The organism is Albidovulum sp. (genome assembly GCF_049646345.1).
Taxonomy (GTDB): domain Bacteria; phylum Pseudomonadota; class Alphaproteobacteria; order Rhodobacterales; family Rhodobacteraceae; genus Albidovulum.
Genome location: NZ_JBARVQ010000379.1, coordinates 1 through 4,243, shown reverse-complemented (window position 1 = coordinate 4,243; position 4,243 = coordinate 1). Strand labels below are relative to the sequence as shown.

The 4,243-nt window shown below is 60.7% G+C and carries 4 protein-coding genes and 1 pseudogene; all 5 read right to left on the bottom strand.

The window, feature by feature from the left end; translation table 11 throughout:
* Positions 1-340: pseudogene (locus WBB85_RS09405) on the bottom strand (alpha-ketoacid dehydrogenase subunit beta); the annotation flags it as partial.
* A gap of 8 nt (positions 341-348) precedes the next feature.
* Entirely contained in the window at positions 349-1,338 is a 990-nt protein-coding gene (locus WBB85_RS09400; protein WP_432638362.1) for a thiamine pyrophosphate-dependent dehydrogenase E1 component subunit alpha, read from the bottom strand.
* Between the two features lie 54 nt (positions 1,339-1,392).
* The gene (locus WBB85_RS09395; protein WP_432638361.1) at positions 1,393-2,691 is read right to left on the bottom strand and encodes a M24 family metallopeptidase; all 1,299 of its coding nucleotides are present in this window, start codon (positions 2,689-2,691) and stop codon (positions 1,393-1,395) included.
* A 98-nt stretch (positions 2,692-2,789) separates the two neighbouring features.
* Complete coding sequence (locus WBB85_RS09390; RefSeq protein WP_432638360.1) at positions 2,790-3,596, bottom strand: SDR family oxidoreductase; 807 nt, start codon at positions 3,594-3,596, stop codon at positions 2,790-2,792.
* A gap of 12 nt (positions 3,597-3,608) precedes the next feature.
* Positions 3,609-4,243: extracellular solute-binding protein (locus WBB85_RS09385; RefSeq protein WP_432638359.1), on the bottom strand; the 635-nt coding region annotated here is incomplete at its 5' end.

The following is a 4,243-nucleotide window of genomic DNA, read 5'->3' as shown; positions in this document are numbered from 1 at the left end:
CCAAGGGCACGTTCAGTTTGCCGCCCGACATGTAATGGGTCTTGGCCGCCTGATTGCAAAGCTGGTCCATCACCAGAAACAGGAAATCGCCGAACATGAGATCAACGATGGGGCGCGAGCCGGTCATCGCGGCGCCAACTGCGATGCCCATGAAACCCGGTTCAGCTATGGGGGTGTCGATGATCCGCTCTGGGCCGAATTCTTCAACCAGACCCGAAAGGATCTTGAACGGTGTGCCCGCCTCGGCAACGTCCTCGCCCAACAGAAAGATTGTCGGATCGCGGCGCATTTCCTCGGCGATCGCCTCGTTCACGGCCTTGGAGAGTGTGATTTCACGCATGATCTGCCTCAGCCGTTTGCCGCGTAGACATGCATGTCTACCTCGGACGTATCTGGGTATTTCGCCGTTAGTGCATAGTCGACTGCGGCGGCGGCATCGGCCTTCACATCGGTGCGGATCTGGTCCAGCTCCTCGTCCGAGGCAATGCCTTCCTTTGTCAGCCACTTGCCGAAATTGGTGATCGGGTCACGGTTGGCCTTCCAGTCGGCCTCTTCGTCCTTCGACCGGTAATATTCGCGGTTGATGTCGCCGACATGGTGGCCGTGATAGCGGTAGGTCATAAGCTCCACGAAGAACGGCCCTTCGCCCTTGCGGGCACGCGCGACGAGCTTCTGGGTCAGATCGTTGACCGCCAGCACGTCCTGGCCATCGACGGTGAAAGCCTCGATCCCGAAGGCTTCGGCGCGGGCGGTGATACGACCCGCAGCGGTTTCCTCGACCTTGGTGTATTCACCGTAAAGGTTGTTTTCGCAGGCATAGATCACCGGCAGGTTCCAAAGGGCGGCCATGTTCATGACCTCATACATCAGCCCCTGTGCCGTGGCGCCATCGCCGAAGAAACAGACCGTGACATCATCGCGCCCGAGCCTTTTGGCCGAGAGGGCCGCGCCCGTTGCGATGCCCATGGAGCCGCCGACGATCGCATTGGCGCCAAGGTTGCCATTGGCCTGGTCGGCGATATGCATCGAGCCACCCTTGCCGCGGCAATAGCCCTCTTCCTTGCCGAGAAGCTCGCAGAACATTTCGCGGAAATCAGCGCCCTTGGCGACGCAATGGCCGTGACCGCGATGTGTCGAGGTGATCTTGTCGGTCACGCGCAGCGCCTCGCAGATGCCCACGGCCACGGCTTCCTCGCCGGAATACATGTGGGTCAGGCCCGGCATCTTGGCCGAGAGGTAAAGCTGGTTTGCCTGATCCTCAAAGGCACGGATGCGGACCATCTGGCGGTACATTCGCAGATAGTCTTCGGTATTGGTCTTGGCATTGGCAGCGTTCATGGTGGTCCCTGTGAAAAGTGACCCGCCCCGAAAGGCGGGCCAGTCTGGGAGTAATCAATAGCGGTTGGCGATAGGCAGTTCTTCAGCCGGGAAGAGGCTGATGACCTCGCAACCCTTGTCTGTAACAACTACCTCTTCCTCGATCCGGGCGGCGGAATAGCCGTCGGCGGCCGGGCAGTAGGTTTCCAGCGCGAAGACCATGCCGGTCTGGATTTCCATCGGGTTCTCAAGGCTGACCGCACGGCTGATGATGGGGCGTTCGTGAAGCGCGAGGCCAAGGCCGTGACCGAATTGCAGACCGAAGGCCGACAGCTCATCCGGAAAACCGAACTCCTCGGCCTTGGGCCAGAGCTTGGCGACCTGATCAGTGGTGACACCGGGCTTGATCGCGGCGATCGAAGCGTCAATCCATTCGCGCGCCTTCACATAGGCATCATGCTGCGCGGGGGTCGCGCGGCCGATGTTAAAGGTGCGGTAATAGCAGGTCCGGTAGCCCTGGTAGCTTTGCAGGATGTCGAAGAAGGCCTGATCGCCGGGGCGGAACAAACGGTCGGTGAAATTGTGCGGATGCGGGTTGCAGCGCTCGCCGGAAATGGCGTTGATCGCCTCGACGTCGTCGCTGCCCATCTCGTAGAGCATCTTGTTCGACAGGGCGACGATGTCATTCTCGCGCACACCGGGCTTCAGCTCTTCGTAGATCATGTGATAGACGCCATCGACCATGCTGGCAGCCTGGGTCAGCAGCTGAATCTCATCCCAGTTCTTGATCTCGCGCGCTGACAGCATGATCTGCTGGCCATCAACGACATTCAGTCCGGCTTCCTGCAGCGCGTGGAACATCGCGGTTTCGGCGTAATCGACGCCGACCGGCATGTCGATCATGCCCGCATCGCGAATGAGGCCCGCGATTTCCTCGGCATATTTCTTCATAAGGCCGAAGCTCGGCGGGATCGTTCCGCGCATACCGACGACACCTGCGCGGCAATGGTCGGGGATCAGCCAGTCGGAGTATTTCTTGTGATGGATGGCGGCAGAGCCGAAATCCCAGACGTAAGGCGCATCATCGCCCGTCAGAAGGCAGAAGCGGCACATCTTGTCCCGCTCCCACTCACCGATCTTGGTGGCCGAGACATAGCGGATGTTGTTGACATCGAAGAGCAGGAGAGTGCCGCAATCGCTGGCCTTCAGTGCCTGGCGGGTGCGTGACAGACGGTAGCGGCGCAACCGGTCGTGGTCTACGCGGCGTTCGAAATCGACAGATGTATGACCCCACGCGGGAAGCCGGCCTTCCCACTTCCAGTGCGGATCCAGATCGGCGGGGGTGAGGATGTTGGGCGTCAGGGCGCGGGACATGAAAATCTCCGTAGGGCGGGCGGGCTTCAGCTCGCCGCTTTCATTGTGAATTCAGGATGAGGCGAGCGATGGCCCGCCCGGTTATTTCGGGGACCGGTTCACTGCATGATCATGCCGCCGTCGATCATGATCAGCTGGCCGGTCATGTAATCGCTCTCGGGCGAGACGAGGAAGGCGGCGGTGCCTTTCACGTCGTCGGGATAGCTGTATTTCTTCATGGTGATCATGGTCTTGGCGAGGTGGTCCATCGACTGGCCCTCCTCGTCGAACATGCCGATCTCCACGAGATCCTTGTCGAGCTGTTCCCAAAGTTCGGTCCTGACCACGCCGGGTGCATAACCGTTGACGGTGATGTTGTGCTCCCAGAGCGCCTTGGCCCCACCGATGATCATAGCCAGCGCGCAGTATTTCGAGCAGCTGTAGGGAACCACGTCCAGAAACGCCGTGCGCGACACGATCGAACCGACATTGATGATTTTGTAGACCTCGTCCATCGGGCCCTGCTTGATCATCTGGCGCGCCGCCTCCTGCATGCCGAAAAGCATGCCCTTGGCATTGATGTCCATGATCAGGTCCCAGTTGTCCTCGTCGATGTCCATGAACATTTTCGGCTTGTTCACGCCGGCATTCATCAAGGCAACATTGATGTAGCCGAAGGCGTCGACCGTCGCCGCGACGGCCGCGGCGTTGTCGTCGCGCTTCGTGACATCAAGCTTGACCGAGATGGCCTTGCCGTTGCCGGCTTCGTTGATCCGTTTCGCGACTTCGTTGATCCCATCGACATTGACGTCGCCAAGGCAGACATTGGCGCCTTGCGCGGCGAAATATTCGGCATTGCAGGCCCCCATGCCCTGAGCGGCACCGGTGATCATGATGTTCTTGCCCTTGAGGCGGTTGGGGTCCATGGGTCTCTCCCTTCAGGTGGTGTTCTGGCGCATCGCGGTTTCGGCCCGCGATTGCGCGTTTCTGAGTGCTTGGCGCGGGCTCACAATGCCGCGCAGCATGTCGTGCATTTCCTGGCCGCAGATGCGGATGATCTCGGATATCTGAGGGACCGGAGGACGCGGCCAGAACTGCAACTCATCGCGCCATGACATCGCGTCGACCGCCTCGAAAATCGTGGAAAGCCGCCGCACATCGGGGTCAGCCCCGACCGAATAGCGCGGCGCCGTACGACTGCCATTCTGGATGTAAAGCTTCTGCGCCTCAGGCGAGGTAAAGGCGATCAGCGCCTCACCAGCCGCAACACGGCGGTCTTCGGGCAGGTTCGATGGAATGGCGAGGACATAGCCACCGACCGGGGCCACGGCATGGCCATGCGGACCGGCCGGATGCGGCAGGTAACCGGTCTGGCCATGGGCGGGCGACGAGGGATCAAGCTCAAAGTATGGTGCGAGCAACGTGTAGCCATAGGCCATGGCGACCTTGCCGGCGGCATAGGGCCGGACCCGTTCGTACCAGGACATCGACAGGATGTCGGGGGGCGAAAAATCCAGCAGCGCCTTGAGGAACTCTGCCGCCTCCAGCGCGCGGGGGGTGTCGATGGTGGGCC